Raw genomic sequence first — 18,546 nt, forward strand, 5'->3', positions numbered from 1 at the left:
AAAAAGACCATTCACTATGGTCTTTGGTATCAATTGTTAGAATTCAACCATTTCAAAATCAACTTTTGATACACCACAGTCCGGGCATGTCCAGTCATCTGGGATATCTTCCCATTTTGTACCTGCGACAATACCATCTTGTGGCCAACCTTCAGCCTCGTCATAAATCCATCCACAAACGATGCATTGATACTTTTTCATTTGACTCTCCAAAACACTGACTTGCTAAAATGTGAAGTCAGTAAAATCCCATACACAGCATGACTCTAATGATATGACTTTTAAGGTACATATTCAGTCAAATTTTTACGCAGTTCTAGCGTTAATGTAAAGCAAATATCCGAGTTTAATCGGTGAATTTGAAACCAGAATTGCCTAGCAGGACAAAACTTGTCATAAAAATAGCTAAATATGATTTTTGTCTAACAATTTAAACTGAATCTGAATTTTAAAATGTCCATCAATCTATGTTGGGTTGAGAAGCTCCAGAAAGAACTTTATCCAGTTGAAAAGCCGGGTTTAGACTAAGGTCGGGGAGAAAAAATAAACAGAATTTGTTAATTTAAGATTAGATAAATCTATATCTAATATTTATTTAAAAAATGAATATAAATAAATCAAATGCTTACAATTTATTAACTTGTTTTTCTACCTTCTAGCTGTGCTCATTTACTGGTCATGAACGATATAAAGCGTTAAAATTAACATATTCTCCTTTAAATTACTTTTCTCCCCATGAGCAATTTGTCTGCAACTTTGTGGTCTCACATTCGTACTGTCCAAGATTTCCCTAAACCGGGTATTTGCTTTTTCGATTTAACACCCTTATTCATGAGTAATATTGGGCCGTTAACCGATGCTTTAATTGCCAGTATTCCTGCTGAAAAACTGGAACAAGTAGACAGTTTTGTCGCTGTAGAAGCACGTGGTTTTGTACTTGCAAGTTTGTTGGCTCAGCGTTTGGGCAAAGGCTTATTACTTGTTCGTAAGGCTGGAAAATTACCACCACCGGTTGTTGGTGTAGGGTATAGCCTGGAATATGGTATGGACCGTCTGGAAATGTCAGCGAATATCGAAGCGCAAAAAATTATTATTGTGGATGATGTTTTGGCAACTGGTGGTACTTTAAAAGCGGTGAAACAGTTGGTGGACAAATGCAACCATGAAATTTTGGGGGCGAGCATTTTCCTCGATTTACCTGATTTGCACAGTGATTTAGGTTTAGATGTCTGGTCTGTGTTAGATGATAAATCTCAGCCAGAACAAGAAGTCGCTTAATCGATTTGATGTCATAAAAAAGCCTTGGTTTAACCAAGGCTTTTTTATTTTTTTAGAAAATGCGTTTGCATATGCTGAATTAAACCATTTATGTTTTCTGGACTGGATAAACGGTGATGTCCACCTTCTAAGGCTTGAACGATCATATAAGGTTCGAGCTGTTCTTGAACCGCATACATATCCAGTATTTCATCGCCTAATTCTAAATAGGCAATTTGTGCAATGTCATGCTCCAGATCTTCTTCATTAATTGGAGGGTAGTCTTCACGAAAATTTGGACTTAAGTTTGGATTGGCAATCACAGTTGGAATTTTACATAAGGCCGACATTTTTAATGCCCAATACGCGCCTAAGCTATGTCCGACCAAGATTTCAGGTTTAATTTTGGCAATAATATCGCGATAAAAATCGGCAACCGTTTGAAAATTTAGATTGCGATAATCTATATCGATGCAATATTTTTGATTGGCATCAATGGCATGGAAGTTAGTGGATTCACGAGAGGAATCTAATCCATGTAAAAATAAGATTTTCGAAGTGCATGTATTCATTGTTTTATAGTTCACACTGTTTTTTTTCACAAAGATGGAAAAGTTGAATAGTTTCCTTTTCAACCATTTTGCTCAAATTATTGTAGGTGACTATGAGGAATAAGGAAGTTAGCTTTTGGTCTAAGACATGATTTCAATTAAGCCCAACAAACCCACTTACAAAATAAATTATTGATTAAAAATAGAGAGATAAAAGAATAAGACAGTTAATCTGACAATGGATAACAAAACCTGCGTATCACGCAAAAATAAATTTGGATAGCTTGGTATTTATAAGATGAATCTGAGCTGGGTGAGCCTATGGAAATTTTAAATTATGAAATTTTAATTAATGCCTCTCCACAAAAGGTTTGGCGGATTTTGTGGGATCCAGACACTTATACCGAATGGACACAATATTTTGCTCCGGGTTCATCTATGCATTCCGATTGGCAAGTGAATGGACGAACTGTTTTTCTCGATGCCAATGGCGATGGCATGGTTTCGACCATTACCGAACTCGAAGAATTTAAAGTTGTGACCTTTAAACACTTGGGGATGCTGGAAGATGGAATTGAAGATTTGGACAGTGAAAGCGTGAAAAAGTGGAGTGGTGTTTTAGAAAAGTATGTGCTTGAAGATGTAAAGGGATCAACTAAGCTGGGCGTAGAACTGGAAACGTCTAAACAACATGTGGAATTGATGAATAATGGCTTAAAAAGAGGCTTTGAGATTGTCAAACAATTAGCCGAAGCTTAAAATGTAAATCAGAGAAAGTGGTGTTTAGCAAATCAATGCTTTTGTTTGGCAATAAGTCATACGAAATTTTTGCTAAATCTGCTATCCTATGCAACTTCCGTTTTTTACACATATTCGAGGCAGAGATGACGCAACATAACGCTCAATCGACTTCTGAACCACAAATTTCCGAAAACGATTTAATTGCACAGCGTCATGCCAAGTTAAAGCATATTGAAAAACACGCTAAGGAAAAGGGAACCAGCCCTTGGCCGAACACATTTAAGCGTGAACATTACGCTCAAGACTTACAAGAACAATTTGCTGATAAGTCTAAAGAAGAAATTGAAGCTGGTGAAAAGGTTTATGTAAAAGTTGCAGGTCGTGTGATGTTGAACCGTGGTTCATTCATCGTGATTCAAGACATGACTGGCCGTATTCAACTGTATGTTGCACGTAAAGAATTAGATCCAGAAGTACTGGCGACCATTAAAGGTTTAGACCTTGGCGATATCATTGCCGTTGAAGGTTATATTGGTCGTTCGGGTAAAGGCGATTTGTATGTTCATATAGAACATTTCGAGCTTTTAACCAAATCACTTCGTCCACTTCCAGATAAATTTCATGGTTTAAACGATACAGAAATGAAGTATCGTAAACGCTATCTTGATTTGATGGTGAATGACGAAACACGTAAAACTTTTGAAATTCGTGCCAAAGTGGTTGCGGGTATGCGTGAGTATTTAGCCAATGAACGCTTCATGGAAGTTGAAACTCCAATGATGCATGTGATTCCGGGTGGTGCGTCTGCGCGTCCATTTGAAACACATCATAATGCGCTGGATATGCCTTTGTTCTTACGTATTGCGCCTGAGCTTTACTTAAAACGTTTGGTTGTGGGTGGTTTTGAACGCGTATTTGAAATTAACCGTAACTTCCGTAATGAAGGTGTTTCGACTCGTCATAACCCCGAATTCACCATGATCGAATTCTACCAAGCCTATGCAGATTATAAAGACTTGATGGCTTTGACTGAAAATATGCTTGAAAAATTGGCGATCGACATTTTGGGTACGACAGATGTGCCTTATCAAGGTGAAGTATTCAGCTTCAAAGGTCCATTCAAAAAAATCTCAATGGTTGATGCGATTCTTGAACATAACCCACAATTCACACCAGAAAATGTGGCTGATCGTGAATTCTTGGCTAAATTTATTGAAGAAGAATTGAAAGAGAAAGTAAAACCTGGTTTTGGTCTAGGCAAACTTCAAACCATCGTATTTGAAGAAACAGTTGAGACTAAACTTCGTCAACCTACTTTCATTACAGAATACCCTGCGGAAACTTCACCGTTGGCGCGTCGTAATGACACTAATTCACACATTACAGACCGTTTTGAGTTCTTTATTGGTGGTCGTGAATTGGCGAATGGTTTCTCGGAATTAAATGACCCCATTGACCAGGCTGAACGTTTCCAGGCGCAAGTTGCCGAGAAAGATGCAGGTGATGATGAAGCGATGCATTACGATGCTGACTTTATTGAAGCACTTGAATATGGTCTTCCTCCAACAGCGGGTGAAGGTATTGGTATTGACCGCTTGGTGATGTTATTTGCTGATGCAGCAAGTATTCGTGACGTGATTTTATTCCCGCATATGCGTCATAAAAACTAAGTTGTGTTGAAATAAAAAACCCGCTTAAAAGCGGGTTTTTTATTTTAAAGACAGAATAAATGCTCATCTTAATCAGTATGATGATATTCATTGCAATTATAGAAATTTTAGACAAAAAAATACGCAATGATTGGGGTGACCACTGCGTAGAACAACGAATCTGTTTGCACAGTTTCGGTTAAGGAGAATGTTAGAACTCTAATGAGGTCTAAGCACTAAAAGTATAATAAAGTGAATGGTCAGTCATTTCATGATGATTTGAGTAAAGTTGTGTAAATTCAGGTTAATAACGATTGGTGAGTGTGATTTGTTGCTCATTATTTTGGCATAAAAAAGCCCTTCTATTAAAAAAGGGCTTTTCCTGTTTTAGGGGCTTTTAGAAGTGAAAAACACCTAATCCTGCTTTAACTTCATCCAGGGTTTGCTGGGTAATATCACGACATTTATCGGTACCGGTCTTTAAAATATCCATGATGTAATCAGGATCTTTTTGAAGTTCCATACGACGTTCGCGAATAGGCGTAATCAATTCTTTTAAAATCCCTTCAAGACGTTTTTTCACTGTACCGTCACCTAAACCACCACGACGATAATGTGCTTTTAATTCTTCAAGTTCTTCTTTATTGGTATCGAAAGCATCTAGATAAGTAAATACTACGTTACCTTCAACCTGACCTGTATCTTCAACACGAAGATGGTTCGGGTCGGTATACATCGCATTGACTGCTTTCTTGATGTCTTTATCAGAAGCATCGAGCACAATGGTATTGCCCAAAGATTTCGACATTTTGGCTTTACCATCAAAACCAGGTAAACGACCGACATTTGAAAGTAATGCTTTGCATTCTGGAAGTAAGTCATGACCAATTTGACGATTCAAACGACGTACAATTTCGTTGGTTTGTTCAATCATTGGAATCTGGTCTTCACCCACAGGGACAACCGTTGCTTTAAAAGCGGTGATGTCAGCTGCTTGTGCTACAGGGTAGCAAAGGAAACCTGCCGGAATATCACGTTCGAAACCACGCATCTGAATTTCAGATTTAATGGTTGGGTTGCGCTCTAAGCGTGACACAGTCACAAAGTTTAAATACAACATGGTCAGTTCATTCAAAGCCGGTAAGCATGATTGAACACATATGGTTGTTTTGGTTGGATCAATACCCACGGCTAAATAGTCAGTTGCCACTTCAATAATATTGCGACGTACTTTTTCAAAGTTATCGGCGTTATCAGTTAAGGCTTGAGCATCGGCAAGGAGGAGATGTTGATGGTGAGAATCTTGTAGTCCTACACGTGAACGTAAAGAACCAACAAAATGACCTAAATGAAGTTGTCCGGTTGGGCGGTCGCCAGTCAAAATAACAGGACGATTGTCTTGATTACTCATTATCTCTCTATTCCAAAGTAGTTAGCACTACACGTATATGCTGATGAATGGCCTTATTGTACGGCATAATGTTTTTGAATGTCAGGCACAATGAAAACACAACATAGAAAAAATAAGAACAATTTAATGAAGTTGATACAGTTTTTTTAAATATTTATCTTTAAAATGCAAGATAGAAACTTTAAGGAAAACAAGAATGGCGAGTAGCTTATTAATATTATTAGATGATATTGCGACTGTTTTAGACGACGTTGCTGTCATGAGTAAAATGGCAGCCAAAAAAACAGCAGGGGTATTGGGAGATGATCTAGCACTCAATGCTCAACAAGTCAGTGGTGTGCGTTCTGAACGTGAACTTCCTGTGGTTTGGGGCGTTGCCAAAGGTTCTTTTGTTAATAAACTGATTCTTGTTCCTCTAGCCTTGCTGATTAGTGTGGTCGCACCGTGGCTGATCAATCCTTTGTTGATGATTGGCGGTTTGTTTCTATGTTATGAAGGCGTGGAAAAAGTGCTGCACAGTTTGCAGCATAAAAAAGCCACCACCAAAGAAGCTGCTGAAGCAGAATTCAATGCCATTGAAACCGATTTGGCAAAGTTCGAGAAAGAAAAAGTCAAAGGTGCGATTCGTACCGACTTTATTTTGTCTGCTGAAATTGTGGTGATTTCATTGGGTACAGTGGCGACTGCTGCTTTTGGTACTAAAGTTATGGTGCTTTCAACCATTGCAATTTTAATGACGGTGGGTGTGTATGGTTTTGTTGCCATGATTGTCAAAATTGATGATCTGGGATTGTACTTAACGGAACAGGCATCGAGTTTCAAGCAAAGCATTGGACGTGGTTTACTGGCTTTTGCACCAAAACTGATGAAAACCCTGACCATTGTCGGAACCATTGCTATGTTCTTGGTCGGTGGCGGTATTATTACCCATACCATTCCGTGGTTTCATCATTTAACTGAAGATTCAGTCGATCAAGTACAACACATTCCAACCATTGGAAATATTATCGGTGCACTTACTCCAACTTTAATCAATCTTGGCATTGGTTTTGTTGCGGGCTTATTGGTTTTATTAGTGATTACAACCATTCAAAAGTTTTGGCCGAAATCAAAACAGGCATAATCACAAAAGCTCGCTAAAATAAGCTAAAAGCCAACTATAAGGAATATCACTATGCGCTGGAAAGGACGTCGTGTAAGTTCAAATGTGGAAGACCGCCGCGGTGGAGCCGGAGCTAAAGCAGGTGGTATTAGTATTTTAGGGCTTGTGGTTGCATTTGTGGCCTGGAAGTTTTTTGGCGTTGATCCTCAACAAGCCTATCAGGCAACCAAACAGGTGACATCCCAATCACAACCGGCTGAAACCAGAGGTCTGGATAATCCCACTCCCGAACAGCAAGAAGCCATGGATTTTGTCGGCACGGTTTTGGCTGATACAGAAGATACCTGGACTCAAGTATTCCAGCAGCAATTAGACGCGCAGTATGTCGCACCTAAACTGGTGATGTTCAGTGGCGTGGTGAATTCAGGCTGTGGTACTGCACAATCTGCGATGGGTCCTTTTTATTGTCCAACAGATCAGAAAGTTTATATCGATACTGCCTTCTTTAAAGATATGCGTCAGCAAATGGGTATTTCCGGTGAGCAAAACACCACTGAACTCTCACGCCAAGATCAGGCAGGCGATTTTGCTCAAGCCTATGTGGTTGCGCACGAAGTGGGACATCATCTGCAAACGCTGTTAGGCATTTCAGATCAAGTGCAAAAAGCACGTGCTCAATCCAGTGCAGTACAAGGCAATCAACTCTCTGTACGTCAGGAATTACAAGCGGACTGTTTTGCCGGAATTTGGGCGCATCATAATCAGCAACGTACCCAATTCTTGGAACAAGGTGATATTGAAGAAGCGATGGACGCTGCTCATAAAATTGGTGATGACTATTTGCAGAAACGCTCTACAGGACAGGTGGTTCCAGACAGCTTTACCCATGGGAGTAGTCAACAGCGCATGAAATGGTTTCAAACAGGTTTGAAATCCGGTCAGATCAATGATTGCGATACTTTTAATCAGGCGATTTAATTTAAATGCTCATTCAAGCATAAATATAAAAGAGGATTTTAAATCCTCTTTTATATTGGGTTTTTTTAGCGAGTTAAAAACTTTTTAAAGTTGCGGATAATTCGAATAGAGACGTAAAGTGCCGCAAGTGCAAACAGAACAATACTAAAAACAATATATTTTAACCTGGCAATATCCGCCTGATAAAACTGCTGAATTTGTTGGGTAGAATAAGACCATTGTTGCTGCTTTTGAGTGCGACTATCTTGATAACGGATATTTTCAATATAATGCTGCTGACCTACTTTTAACAAATCGAGCTGCTGGATTTGTCTGGTATGTAGCTGATTATATTCATCTGTGCAAATATCTTGCAGATAATGCTCGCAGTTTAATTTAGCAATATAACCATTCTGGGCAATCAAAATAAAAATGGCTTGATCCGGTCGCTTATTATTGGACACTAAAACCAGTTGTTCTTGATCGGTCGATTTGAGTGAGATGTGTTTTGCTTGCTGGAATTGCTGATCTGCTTGTAAAATTTCTTTGCTTTTTGAATAGGCACTGAAAAATAAAGCCAATGTAATGAGAAAAATTACAACTGCAAAAAAAAGTCGAAATATTGTTTTAACTGTTTGATGCATGAATAAATTCAACTTAATGTGGAGATTGAAGAAAGTGTTGCTACACTAAATGCTCAGATGCTTGTCTATGTTAAATCATTGCTAAAAATATGTAAAAAAACTTAACTATTTTGTTTGCTCTACAAAAAATCGTTAAACTGATTCAGTTAATAAATGTTAGCTAATAAAATATTTTACTTGGAAATAGTTGGATGAATTCGCTTTATTCCAATGCATCGCTAAAATTGGAACTTTAATGGGAAATTTCTTTTTTCTTCAAGTCTTTACTGTTATTTTCGCACTTTCTATTGCCACGACAATTTTTAATAAACGTATCTTGGGTTTCCCGCAAGCCATTGGTGTACCGATTGTCTCGGCGATCTTTGTCTTTATTTTACAGTGGGGCGCAAGTTTACTCAATGGTAATCAGTTTATAACAATTAATATTCACAATATTGAAGAAGCGGTTCGTCATATTGATTTTTATGACTTTTTAATTAATGGGGTAATCTGTTTTATCCTGACATCTTCCGCTTTGAAATTTAAAGTATCCGATTTAAAAAGCCACTGGAAGCCCATTAGTATCTTGGCGAGTATTGCTCTGGTACTTTGTGCGGTCTTTTTCGGGGTGACTTTATATGGATATCAATTCCTGATTGGCAATCATGTCGATTTACTAGTGCTATTACTGTTAGGTGCTGCGCTTGGTGCAACGGACCCGATTGGGGTGAAAGCTGTTTTAAGTTCGGTACGTGCACCCCATCATCTAATTGTGAAACTCGAAGGCGAGTCACTGTTTAATGATGCCATGTGTATCGCCGTGTTCATGACCTTGCTGAATGTATTACAGGGTGAACACTTTACCATTATTGGTACTTTAGAAACCTTACTCTATGAGATTGTTGTTGCGGTCATCATTGGTTGGGGGTTTGGTCTGGGGATTTTAAGACTGCTTCGTGGTAAACACGAAATGGAATCTTTAATCTTAACCACAGCATTGTTGGCATGTGGTTCATATCTAGTTGCCTTATTTGCGCATGCGTCTGCACCGATTGCCTGTGTCATTGGTGGCTTGGTTGTGGGAAATAAATGGAAAGAAATTTTACAAGAACGAGAAATTCGTGAAGTAAACCATTTTTGGCATACTGTTGAAGGAATTATCAATTCATTCCTGTTTACACTGATTGGTCTGGAACTTTTTATTCTAGATTTAAGCATCAGTTTGATTCTGGGAGGTATCGTCGCGTTCTTTATTCTGCATGCTTCGCGCTTTGCTGCAAACTATTTGTCATTTGCCTTTTTCCCCAATTTTCGCAACAAAAGCTATAACGGTAGTTTGGCTATTTTATCGTGGGGCGGGGTGCGCGGAGGGATCTCACTTGCCTTGATCCTGGCGGTTGCCAACGTTCCTGAACTGAGTGAATATAGTAGTATCTTAATTGGTTATACCTTTATTGCGGTATTACTTTCCGGTTTAGTCTGTGGGCTGGGTTTGCCCGCGGTAATGAATGCGTTCTATTACAACCCGAATGAAGAGACGACGGGTTTTAAAGGTTGGTATCAACGCATGTGTCATAAAATGAACCGGAAAGGTTTCCAGTATATTGTCGGTGAGGATGCCAATGGTAATGAAACCATTACGGTTTATAACCCGGATGCCTTAATTGATGAGAAAGCTGAAGATGGTGTTGCTGTTATGCATAATCCGGAAAAGGTACAGGTTGTGAAGCGCTTGGAAAGTCCAGATAATTTCTAATCGTAACACCCTGATAAAAGAAGTCTTTTAAAGGGCTTTTTTTATGCTCGAAAGTTCAAATTGGGTGATTTAAGAATAATTTATGCCACAACATTCAAGTGTTTCTAGTGATGAACTAGCCCGTCAAATCTTGCAGGTGGTTGCTCTTATTCCTTATGGGAAAGTGGCTTCGTACGGACAAATCGCAAAGATGGCAGGGTTGCCGAAACATGCGCGTTTAGTGGGTTATGTTTTAAAGCATTTGGATGCTGATGCAGAAATTCCTTGGCATAGAGTAATAAATTCGCAAGGAAAAATTAGCCTAAGTAAAGTGGATGATCGTGGTGACAATATTCAACGCTTAAAATTATTAGAAGAAGGCGTGATGGTGATTGGAGATAAAATTAATTTAAAACAATATCAATGGATAAATGATTGATAATAGCAATAAATGCTTTGGAGTTAGTAATTTCCCACCTTTAGAAAAAGATGGGAAAGGCCACGCTAATGATTATTCACGAACAATCAGTACAGGAATATGTGATTCACCCAGTAAGCTTTGTGCGACACTGCCGAGGAATAGTTTTTTGAAGCCGGTACGACCATGAGAACCAATGATAATCAGGTCTGCATGACTATCTTCTGCTGCTTTGACAATTTCACGATGAACCACTTGTCCTTCCAGGAGTTTGGTTTCTACTTCAACTCCTTGTTCATGAAATTTTGCTTTTGCGGCATCCAGCGATTCAATAATTGCCGTACGGGCACGTTCGATTAAATCATTTGTTTGATTGGCAGAGATATATTCCGCTGCGATATAGGGGTCGAGTGATAAAACTTGAACCACTGTAACTTTACTGCCAAATGCTTTAGCAAACTCAACCGCTTTTGCTACCGCTGCATATGCAGTTTCTGAACCGTCCACTGGAACAAGAATATTGTGATAAGCCATGGGGAATTTCTCCTTATAATCATTACTTAAATAGATGCTTTTAGCATTATGATTTATTGTGTATTAAAACAGGTTAAAACTTGATGCTAGTTGTATTTCCGATAAAACAAAACCTAGTAATTTCATAGGGATATTTTACTTCCCAAAAAGATTTTATAAATTAATCTAACATGGATTGGTTGGGAAATTAGAGGGTTTAAAACTAAAGTATGATGAAATTGTAAGCAGATTTTTAATTTGAAATTATATGTAAAAATATAGGCAAACTACCTTTGAAAATTGTCATATCATAAGTGTAGTAACTTATTAATAATGAATTAGAAATGACTGAAATAAAGCAATTGAATTGGCAGTGTGACAGTTTTGAAAAAGCATAGCGGTAAGAATCGCGGAATCGAAAATGTCTGAGTACTCAACTTAGCAATTATGTTAATTACTCAAAGTGTAGCTCTGTTGATTAGAGCGTAGTATTCATAATGCTCGGGTCACAGGTTCAAGTCTCATCTTAGCCACCATATTCTGAGAAAGCCCACTCCGATTGAGTGGGCTTTTTTATGCTTAAAATAATGAATGTGATTATACTAATTGAAATGTAAATAAATGAATTTTAATAAAAATGCCTAAATATGATGAAGTGGGTAGATGGTTTAAAAAAAATCTAGGTAGTTGTCTTTCATGGGCAATAACTTTTGCGTGGCTTATTTTTATTTATTTTAAAATTCACAATGGTTTTTTACCTAAAGATTTAAATGAGTTTGGTGATTTTATTGCAGGTGCTTTTGCACCCTTGGCTTTCTTTTGGTTGGTTAGAGGTTTTTATCAACAGGGTAAGGGTCTTGAACAAAATTCTGAGGCTTTAAATATGCAAGCAATAGAGCTAAAGAAAACAACTGAGGCTTTAGAATTGCAGGTGCAAGAAATGAAGGCTTCAGTCGAGCAACAGTCACGATTAGCGAAGGTATATGAAGAGGAGCTTCAGCAGAAACATTTTCAGGTGCAACCATACTTTGAATATAGTTTTAGATTAACAGATAACTTTCTTCATGATGAGCCTATTTGTGATGACGATGGAAATGTAATTGATCATTATAAAGATAGAGTTATCAAATTTACGTTGAATATTAAAAATATAGGGGGAACTTCTAGAAATTTATTTATAAAACATCGTAAGGATCAACCTTATCTTCAAAAAACACAATATAAATTAGAACACGCAGAAATCTTGACTATATTATTTGATATTGATGGTCAAATGGCTCAGGAACTAAATGATGGCATTAGGGATTTAACAAGAACTTTTAGAATTAGATACCAAGATATATATGGCAAGCAATACGATAGTTATATTGCTTGTGATGTAATTACCAGCATTGATGACGAAACAGGGCAAGTTTATTTACAACCAAACCTAAAAATACTTAGTGACAGCCAAGCTTTAAACCATACAGTTTAAAAAAGAGAAGAATGAGTAGCTAATAATCTAAAGCTAAAAAATCGGATAACTCCCCAATATCATCCGTCTGCAACTGCTCACGCATTTTTAAAAACTGCTTTTCATCCAAATCATAGATTTTAAGCGAAAGTAGTTTTTGGATATCTTTTTCAGGGAAGCGATATTTAATAATTTTTGCCGGTACACCACCCACAACTGCATAAGGCGGTACGTCTTTAGTGACTACTGCACCTGTAGCAACTACCGCACCTTCACCAAGCGTTACACCTTGCATAATCATGGCACGTGAGCCAATCCAGCAACCATCGCCAATGACTGTGTCTCCAGCAGGCACAAAACTGCGTGTATCGAACGGAAACGCTGAAATCCAGTCAGTACGGTGCAATTGGTTGCCACCCATCATAATTACGCATTCTGCGCCAAAACAGACGAAATTGCCGATATGCAATTGGTCAATCGGTTTTTCTACGGTCGCAGGTTTGTCATGTAAGTAACGGACTACACAGCGCTCAAAACCTTGATCCCAGTATGCTGAATAGTAAGAGTAATTTCCCTTGATATGAATGTTCGGATTTTTCACCGTTTTAGAAATGAATTCGAATTCACACCAGTGTTTGACAGGGGAATTGATCAGATTATCCATAGAGAAATGTGTGGCGTAGGAGGTTGAGGGATTATAGCTTATGAAAGCCTTTCATTGTTAAGAGTAAAAGTCCCCCTTTGAAAAAGGGGGATTTAGGGGGATTCTGAAAATCATCTCCCTTAAAAAGGAGAGGGAATATTCCGGGAAAGTTTTAAGTTAATGCACAATGTTTAATGTGTAATGAAAGTTCCTTCTCCCTTTGGGAGAAGGTTAGGATGAGGGGGATTTAAAAAGTAACCTCTCCCTGACCCTCTCCTGGAAGGAGATGGAAAAGTAGGCAATAAAAAACCCCTCAATAGAGGGGCTTTAAAAGTATTCAATCTTTAAAATTAAAGATATTCAACCTTTACAATTTCGTATTCCACTTCGCCTTGAGGTGTTACGATTTTCACTTCGTCGCCTTCGCTTTTACCCAAAAGACCACGAGCGATAGGAGAGTTCACAGAGATCTTGTTGATCTTAAAGTCTGCTTCATCATCGCCTACAATTTGATAGGTCTTTTGTTCTTCAGTGTCCAGGTTTTCAATCGTTACTGTTACACCAAAAACGACACGACCGTTTTGTTCAAGTGTTTTAACATCAATCACTTGCATTGCACCGAGTCTACCCTCGATGTCTTGGATACGGCCTTCACAGAAACCTTGTTGCTCGCGAGCAGCATGGTATTCCGCGTTTTCTTTTAAATCCCCATGTTCACGCGCTTCAGCAATTGCCGCAATAATACGTGGACGATCAATACTTTTTAACTGATGTAATTCTTTCTCTAGGGCGATTTTGCCTTCGGGAGTCATAGGATAACGTTTCATTGTTGTCCCTCTAAGTGAGTATAAAAATTAAGGGTTTATAAATAAAAAAAATCCCGTCACCAATAAGATGACGGGACTTATCGGTAATTTATTAACCTACTGTTAAATCTTGCAAGCGGTATACATCCATTGGCAATTTAATTGCTAAGGCTTGGCATACAGCATCAGCACCATTCAAGGTTGTGGTGTAATACACTTTACCTTGAAGCGCAGAGCGACGGATTGAGAACGAATCCTGCTGAGCTTGTTTACCTTCAGATGTATTGATAATGAGGTGAATCTCGCCATTTTTCAAGCGATCTACGATATGAGGGCGACCTTCGGTTACCTTATTCACACGTTCACATGCAATACCCGCTTCAGTAATCACTTTATGCGTACCACTTGTTGCTACCAGTTTGAAACCGTAATCAACAAGTTGTTGCGCAATGCGTGCAACATGCGGTTTATCTGACTCACGTACAGACAAGAATGCGTGTTTCACTTCACCTTCGGTTGGTTTACCTGGCAAGCGATCATTCGAGCCTAACACAGCTTTATAGAATGCTTCACCAAAAGTTGTACCCACACCCATCACTTCACCCGTAGATTTCATCTCAGGTCCAAGAATTGGGTCAACGCCAGGGAATTTCGCAAATGGGAACACAGCTTCTTTAACAGCGAAGTGAGTCGGGATAATTTCTTTAGTAAATCCTTGAGATACCAAAGACTGACCCGCCATACAACGTGCAGCCACTTTCGCCAAAGACTCACCGATACATTTTGAAACGAAAGGCACGGTACGTGATGCACGTGGATTCACTTCCAGAATGTAAACGTCGTTGCCTTTAACCGCAAACTGTACGTTCATCAAACCAATTACGCCAAGCTCTTTCGCCATGGCAACAGTTTGACGACGCATTTCGTCCTGAATCTCTTGAGATAGAGAGTAAGGAGGAATTGAACATGCTGAGTCACCAGAGTGAATACCGGCTTGTTCAATGTGCTGCATGATACCGCCAATCACCACATCTTTACCGTCAGATACACAGTCAACATCGACTTCGGTTGCATCATCAAGGAAGTGGTCAAGCAATACAGGCGCTTCGTTAGAGGCTTGAACTGCATCACGTAAGTAGCGTTTCAATTCGTCGTCGTTATAGACGATTTCCATCGCACGACCACCAAGCACGTATGAAGGACGAACCACAAGCGGGTAGCCCACTTTAGATGCTTCAGCCATACCTTCTTCAGCAGATTTTACAATGCTGTTGCTTGGTTGGCGAAGTTGCAGGCGTTGAATCATTTGCTGGAAACGTTCACGGTCTTCTGCACGGTCAATCGCATCTGGAGATGTACCGATAATTGGTGCACCGGCTTCTTCTAAAGCGCGAGCCAATTTAAGTGGAGTCTGACCACCGTATTGCACGATAATGCCTTTAGGCTTCTCGATACGCACGATTTCAAGTACATCTTCAAGTGTAATTGGTTCGAAGTACAAACGATCTGATGTGTCGTAATCCGTAGAAACCGTTTCAGGGTTACAGTTCACCATAATGGTTTCATAACCGTCTTCACGCATAGCAAGTGCCGCGTGTACACAGCAGTAATCGAACTCGATCCCTTGACCAATACGGTTTGGACCGCCACCAATCACCATGATCTTATCGCGATTCGATGGACTCGCTTCACATTCTTCATCGTAAGTTGAGTACATGTAAGCAGTATCAGATTCGAACTCTGCAGCACAGGTATCTACACGTTTGTAAACAGGGGTCACACCCAAGTTCCAACGGTGTTTACGGAATTGTTTCTGTGAAATACCCATCAAATCTGCAATGCGAAGATCTGATAAACCTTTGCGTTTGAATGAACGGATATTGTCCGCATTCAAATCACCAAAACCTAAAGTTTTGATTTGGTTTTCAGTTTTGATGATGTCTTCGATTTGGATCAAGAACCATTTGTCGATGTTGGTCGCAGCAAACACTTCGTCTAAAGTGAAACCATGACGGAAAGCATCACCGATGAACCAAATACGTTCTGGACCAGGTACTTTAAGTTCTTGAAGAATTTTCTCGCGTGCGCCATCAGCACCGACTTCGAGTTTTTCGTCAAAACCACATACGCCCACTTCAAGACCCCGAAGCGCTTTTTGCAAAGATTCTTGGAAGTTACGGCCAATCGCCATTACTTCACCCACAGATTTCATCTGTGTAGTTAGAATTGCTTCAGCTTGTGGGAATTTCTCGAAGTTAAAACGAGGAATCTTAGTTACCACGTAGTCAATTGCAGGTTCAAATGATGCAGGAGTTGCACCGCCAGTGATGTCATTTTTCAATTCATCAAGGGTATAACCTACAGCCAATTTCGCTGCAATACGTGCAATTGGGAAACCAGTTGCTTTAGATGCAAGTGCAGATGAACGTGATACACGCGGGTTCATCTCGATCACAACCATACGACCGTCTTTCGGATTAATACCGAATTGAACGTTCGAACCGCCTGTTTCCACACCAATTTCACGTAGAACCGCAATCGATGCATTACGCATGATTTGGTATTCTTTGTCTGTCAATGTTTGTGCAGGGGCAACAGTGATTGAGTCACCTGTGTGAACACCCATAGGGTCGAAGTTTTCGATCGCACACACGATGATACAGTTGTCGTTTTTGTCACGAACAACTTCCATCTCGTACTCTTTCCAACCAATCAATGATTCATCGATTAGCAGTTGGTGAGTTGGTGATAGGTCGAAACCACGTTCACAGATTTCAATGAATTCATCACGGTTGTAAGCAATACCACCGCCTGAACCACCCATGGTGAATGATGGACGAATAATAGAAGGGAAGCCGAGTTTTGCCTGAATCTCAAATGCTTCTTCCATGGTGCTTGCAACAGCAGCACGTGGACATTCAAGACCAATACGACGCATTGCGTCATCAAACAGTTTACGGTCTTCAGCCATTTCAATGGCATCTTTACTCGCACCGATCAATTCAACATTGAATTTTTCTAAAATGCCGTGTTCATCAAGTGCAAGCGCACAGTTCAACGCTGTTTGACCACCCATAGTCGGCAGGACAGCATCTGGACGCTCTTTCTCGATGATTTGTGCAACAGTCTGCCAAGTAATCGGTTCGATATACGTTGCATCAGCCATTGACGGGTCGGTCATAATGGTCGCTGGGTTAGAGTTCACCAAAATAACACGGTAGCCTTCTTCACGAAGGGCTTTACATGCTTGCGCACCTGAGTAGTCAAACTCACATGCTTGACCGATCACAATCGGACCCGCACCAATAATTAAGATGCTTTTAATGTCTGTACGTTTAGCCATGATCGCTTCCTTAATTACTTCTTAGATGCTTCGATAAGTTCGATGAAATGATCGAACAAAGGGGCACAGTCATGTGGACCAGGACTCGCTTCAGGATGACCCTGGAAGCTGAACGCTGGTTTATCCGTGCGATGCATACCCTGAAGGGTTTGGTCGAACAATGAGATGTGCGTCGCTTTCAGGTTTGCAGGTAAGGTATCAATTTCCACTGCAAAGCCATGATTCTGAGAAGTAATCATCACTGTACCATCTTCAATATTTTGTACAGGATGGTTTGCACCGTGGTGACCGTGAGGCATTTTCACAGTTTTAGCGCCAGAAGCAAGCGCGAGGATTTGGTGACCTAAACAGATACCAAATACAGGTAAGTTTGTTGTTTCAACAATGGTTTTTACAGCTTCAATTGCATAATCACATGCAGCTGGATCGCCAGGACCGTTCGACAGGAACACACCGTCCGGATTTAATGCGAGAACTTTTTCTGCAGGCGTTTGAGCTGGAACTACAGTTAGTTTGCATCCGCGATCAGTCAGCATACGTAAGATGTTGGTTTTGACACCGTAATCATATGCCACAACATGGAATTTAAGTTCAGGTTGAGAGAAGCCTTGACCAAGTGTCCATGAACCTTCGGTCCATTCAAAACCTTCTGGGTCGCAACATTCTTTCGCAAGGTCTAAACCGTTCAGACCGCCAAAGGCACGTGCTTTTTCTAAAGCCTCTTCTTCTGTAATGTTGTCACCCGCTAGGATGCAACCATTTTGCGCACCTTTCGCACGTAAAATTCGTGTCAATTTACGGGTGTCAATATCGGCAATCGCAACAACATTGTGTTGTTGAAGGTATTCACCCAAAGATTGATTCGCACGGAAATTGCTATGCAATAAAGGAAGGTCACGGATAATTAAACCGTTTGCCCATACTTTATGAATTCGACCTGACTCAGCGTCTTCATCATTACAACCTGTATTACCAATATGCGGGTAAGTCAAAGTCACAAGTTGTTGTGCATAACTCGGGTCAGTCAAAATTTCTTGATAGCCAGTCATTGCTGTATTAAAAACGACTTCACCAGTCGTACTACCCGATGCACCGATAGACGTACCTTTAAAGATCGTTCCATCTGCGAGGGCTAAAATGGCGGGAGTGCTCAAACCAAAGCTCCTGAAATTTAGGCTGTAAAAAAGCGAGAAGACGAAAAAAAAGGAAGGCTATTTTTTTAACCAACCCTCCTATGTCTGCTCGCTTGAACTTAACACGGCATTATACGCAGTCGACCTGTTGAAGTCCATGCTATTTATTCCGAATATGTAAGATAAATACCTTGTGTTTTGAACGGAAGTC

17 protein-coding genes are annotated in these 18,546 nt (G+C 39.8%); 8 read left to right on the forward strand and 9 right to left on the reverse strand.

Going from position 1 to position 18,546, the window contains the following annotated elements:
• Positions 1-36 precede the first annotated feature (36 nt).
• Positions 37-201, reverse strand: a complete 165-nt coding sequence (gene rubA, locus HLH14_RS06760) for a rubredoxin RubA (protein ID WP_067723781.1) — start codon at positions 199-201, stop codon at positions 37-39.
• A 534-nt stretch (positions 202-735) separates the two neighbouring features.
• Here rubA and HLH14_RS06765 point away from each other — a divergent pair.
• Complete coding sequence (locus HLH14_RS06765) at positions 736-1,278, forward strand: adenine phosphoribosyltransferase (protein ID WP_067723782.1); 543 nt, start codon at positions 736-738, stop codon at positions 1,276-1,278.
• Between the two features lie 44 nt (positions 1,279-1,322).
• Here HLH14_RS06765 and HLH14_RS06770 read toward each other — a convergent pair whose 3' ends face one another.
• Positions 1,323-1,829, reverse strand: coding sequence for a YqiA/YcfP family alpha/beta fold hydrolase (locus tag HLH14_RS06770; RefSeq protein ID WP_067723796.1), 507 nt, complete (start codon positions 1,827-1,829; stop codon positions 1,323-1,325).
• A 300-nt stretch (positions 1,830-2,129) separates the two neighbouring features.
• Between HLH14_RS06770 and HLH14_RS06775 the strand changes: the two genes are divergently transcribed.
• Both HLH14_RS06775 and lysS read left to right on the forward strand, forming a co-directional pair.
• Complete coding sequence (locus HLH14_RS06775) at positions 2,130-2,567, forward strand: SRPBCC family protein (protein ID WP_067723783.1); 438 nt, start codon at positions 2,130-2,132, stop codon at positions 2,565-2,567.
• A gap of 125 nt (positions 2,568-2,692) precedes the next feature.
• Positions 2,693-4,219, forward strand: coding sequence for a lysine--tRNA ligase (lysS, locus tag HLH14_RS06780; RefSeq protein WP_067723784.1), 1,527 nt, complete (start codon positions 2,693-2,695; stop codon positions 4,217-4,219).
• Between the two features lie 376 nt (positions 4,220-4,595).
• On the opposite strand, the gene trpS is transcribed toward lysS, so the two are convergent.
• Positions 4,596-5,609, reverse strand: coding sequence for a tryptophan--tRNA ligase (trpS, locus tag HLH14_RS06785; RefSeq protein WP_067723785.1), 1,014 nt, complete (start codon positions 5,607-5,609; stop codon positions 4,596-4,598).
• Positions 5,610-5,805: 196 nt separating this feature from the next.
• On the opposite strand from trpS, the gene HLH14_RS06790 reads away from it, so the two are divergent.
• Positions 5,806-6,732 (forward strand): DUF808 domain-containing protein, encoded by a 927-nt coding sequence (locus HLH14_RS06790; protein WP_067723786.1) that lies wholly within the window; start codon positions 5,806-5,808, stop codon positions 6,730-6,732.
• Between the two features lie 51 nt (positions 6,733-6,783).
• Positions 6,784-7,689, forward strand: a complete 906-nt coding sequence (gene ypfJ / locus HLH14_RS06795) for a KPN_02809 family neutral zinc metallopeptidase (protein ID WP_067723787.1) — start codon at positions 6,784-6,786, stop codon at positions 7,687-7,689.
• 65 nt (positions 7,690-7,754) lie between these two features.
• Here ypfJ and HLH14_RS06800 read toward each other — a convergent pair whose 3' ends face one another.
• Positions 7,755-8,312, reverse strand: a complete 558-nt coding sequence (locus tag HLH14_RS06800) for a hypothetical protein (protein ID WP_067723788.1) — start codon at positions 8,310-8,312, stop codon at positions 7,755-7,757.
• Positions 8,313-8,547: 235 nt separating this feature from the next.
• Between HLH14_RS06800 and HLH14_RS06805 the strand changes: the two genes are divergently transcribed.
• Complete coding sequence (locus tag HLH14_RS06805; protein ID WP_171532797.1) at positions 8,548-10,047, forward strand: cation:proton antiporter; 1,500 nt, start codon at positions 8,548-8,550, stop codon at positions 10,045-10,047.
• 82 nt (positions 10,048-10,129) lie between these two features.
• The gene (locus HLH14_RS06810; RefSeq protein WP_067723790.1) at positions 10,130-10,465 is read left to right on the forward strand and encodes an MGMT family protein; all 336 of its coding nucleotides are present in this window, start codon (positions 10,130-10,132) and stop codon (positions 10,463-10,465) included.
• Positions 10,466-10,537: 72 nt separating this feature from the next.
• Here the strand turns inward: HLH14_RS06810 and HLH14_RS06815 are convergent, their stop codons facing one another.
• Positions 10,538-10,978, reverse strand: a complete 441-nt coding sequence (locus tag HLH14_RS06815; RefSeq protein ID WP_067723791.1) for a universal stress protein — start codon at positions 10,976-10,978, stop codon at positions 10,538-10,540.
• A gap of 616 nt (positions 10,979-11,594) precedes the next feature.
• Between HLH14_RS06815 and HLH14_RS15950 the strand changes: the two genes are divergently transcribed.
• Positions 11,595-12,431, forward strand: coding sequence for a hypothetical protein (locus HLH14_RS15950; RefSeq protein WP_228139722.1), 837 nt, complete (start codon positions 11,595-11,597; stop codon positions 12,429-12,431).
• Between the two features lie 19 nt (positions 12,432-12,450).
• Here HLH14_RS15950 and HLH14_RS06825 read toward each other — a convergent pair whose 3' ends face one another.
• The 4 genes from HLH14_RS06825 to carA all read right to left on the reverse strand — a co-directional run bounded on the left by HLH14_RS06825 (position 12,451) and on the right by carA (position 18,356).
• On the reverse strand, positions 12,451-13,074 hold the full coding sequence (locus HLH14_RS06825; RefSeq protein WP_067723792.1) for a CatB-related O-acetyltransferase: 624 nt from the start codon (positions 13,072-13,074) through the stop codon (positions 12,451-12,453).
• A gap of 329 nt (positions 13,075-13,403) precedes the next feature.
• Entirely contained in the window at positions 13,404-13,880 is a 477-nt protein-coding gene (greA, locus tag HLH14_RS06830; RefSeq protein WP_067724248.1) for a transcription elongation factor GreA, read from the reverse strand.
• 91 nt (positions 13,881-13,971) lie between these two features.
• Positions 13,972-17,202 (reverse strand): carbamoyl-phosphate synthase large subunit, encoded by a 3,231-nt coding sequence (gene carB, locus HLH14_RS06835; protein WP_067724247.1) that lies wholly within the window; start codon positions 17,200-17,202, stop codon positions 13,972-13,974.
• 14 nt (positions 17,203-17,216) lie between these two features.
• Positions 17,217-18,356, reverse strand: a complete 1,140-nt coding sequence (gene carA, locus HLH14_RS06840; RefSeq protein ID WP_171532798.1) for a glutamine-hydrolyzing carbamoyl-phosphate synthase small subunit — start codon at positions 18,354-18,356, stop codon at positions 17,217-17,219.
• Positions 18,357-18,546: the final 190 nt, after the last annotated feature.

It is taken from the genome of Acinetobacter terrae (assembly GCF_013004375.1).
Classification (GTDB): Bacteria; Pseudomonadota; Gammaproteobacteria; order Pseudomonadales; family Moraxellaceae; genus Acinetobacter; species Acinetobacter terrae.

Bases quoted from the DNA above. Each gene is read 5' to 3' on its own strand.
- HLH14_RS06805 (WP_171532797.1), top strand. From the start codon at position 8,548: ATGGGAAATTTCTTTTTTCTTCAAGTCTTTACTGTTATTTTCGCACTT.
- HLH14_RS06810 (WP_067723790.1), top strand. From the start codon at position 10,130: ATGCCACAACATTCAAGTGTTTCTAGTGATGAACTAGCCCGTCAAATC.
- rubA (WP_067723781.1), bottom strand. From the start codon at position 201: ATGAAAAAGTATCAATGCATCGTTTGTGGATGGATTTATGACGAGGCT.
- lysS (WP_067723784.1), top strand. From the start codon at position 2,693: ATGACGCAACATAACGCTCAATCGACTTCTGAACCACAAATTTCCGAA.
- HLH14_RS06775 (WP_067723783.1), top strand. From the start codon at position 2,130: ATGGAAATTTTAAATTATGAAATTTTAATTAATGCCTCTCCACAAAAG.
- HLH14_RS06815 (WP_067723791.1), bottom strand. From the start codon at position 10,978: ATGGCTTATCACAATATTCTTGTTCCAGTGGACGGTTCAGAAACTGCA.
- HLH14_RS06765 (WP_067723782.1), top strand. From the start codon at position 736: ATGAGCAATTTGTCTGCAACTTTGTGGTCTCACATTCGTACTGTCCAA.
- trpS (WP_067723785.1), bottom strand. From the start codon at position 5,609: ATGAGTAATCAAGACAATCGTCCTGTTATTTTGACTGGCGACCGCCCA.
- HLH14_RS15950 (WP_228139722.1), top strand. From the start codon at position 11,595: ATGCCTAAATATGATGAAGTGGGTAGATGGTTTAAAAAAAATCTAGGT.
- HLH14_RS06800 (WP_067723788.1), bottom strand. From the start codon at position 8,312: ATGCATCAAACAGTTAAAACAATATTTCGACTTTTTTTTGCAGTTGTA.
- HLH14_RS06790 (WP_067723786.1), top strand. From the start codon at position 5,806: ATGGCGAGTAGCTTATTAATATTATTAGATGATATTGCGACTGTTTTA.
- HLH14_RS06770 (WP_067723796.1), bottom strand. From the start codon at position 1,829: ATGAATACATGCACTTCGAAAATCTTATTTTTACATGGATTAGATTCC.
- greA (WP_067724248.1), bottom strand. From the start codon at position 13,880: ATGAAACGTTATCCTATGACTCCCGAAGGCAAAATCGCCCTAGAGAAA.
- HLH14_RS06825 (WP_067723792.1), bottom strand. From the start codon at position 13,074: ATGGATAATCTGATCAATTCCCCTGTCAAACACTGGTGTGAATTCGAA.
- ypfJ (WP_067723787.1), top strand. From the start codon at position 6,784: ATGCGCTGGAAAGGACGTCGTGTAAGTTCAAATGTGGAAGACCGCCGC.
- carB (WP_067724247.1), bottom strand. From the start codon at position 17,202: ATGGCTAAACGTACAGACATTAAAAGCATCTTAATTATTGGTGCGGGT.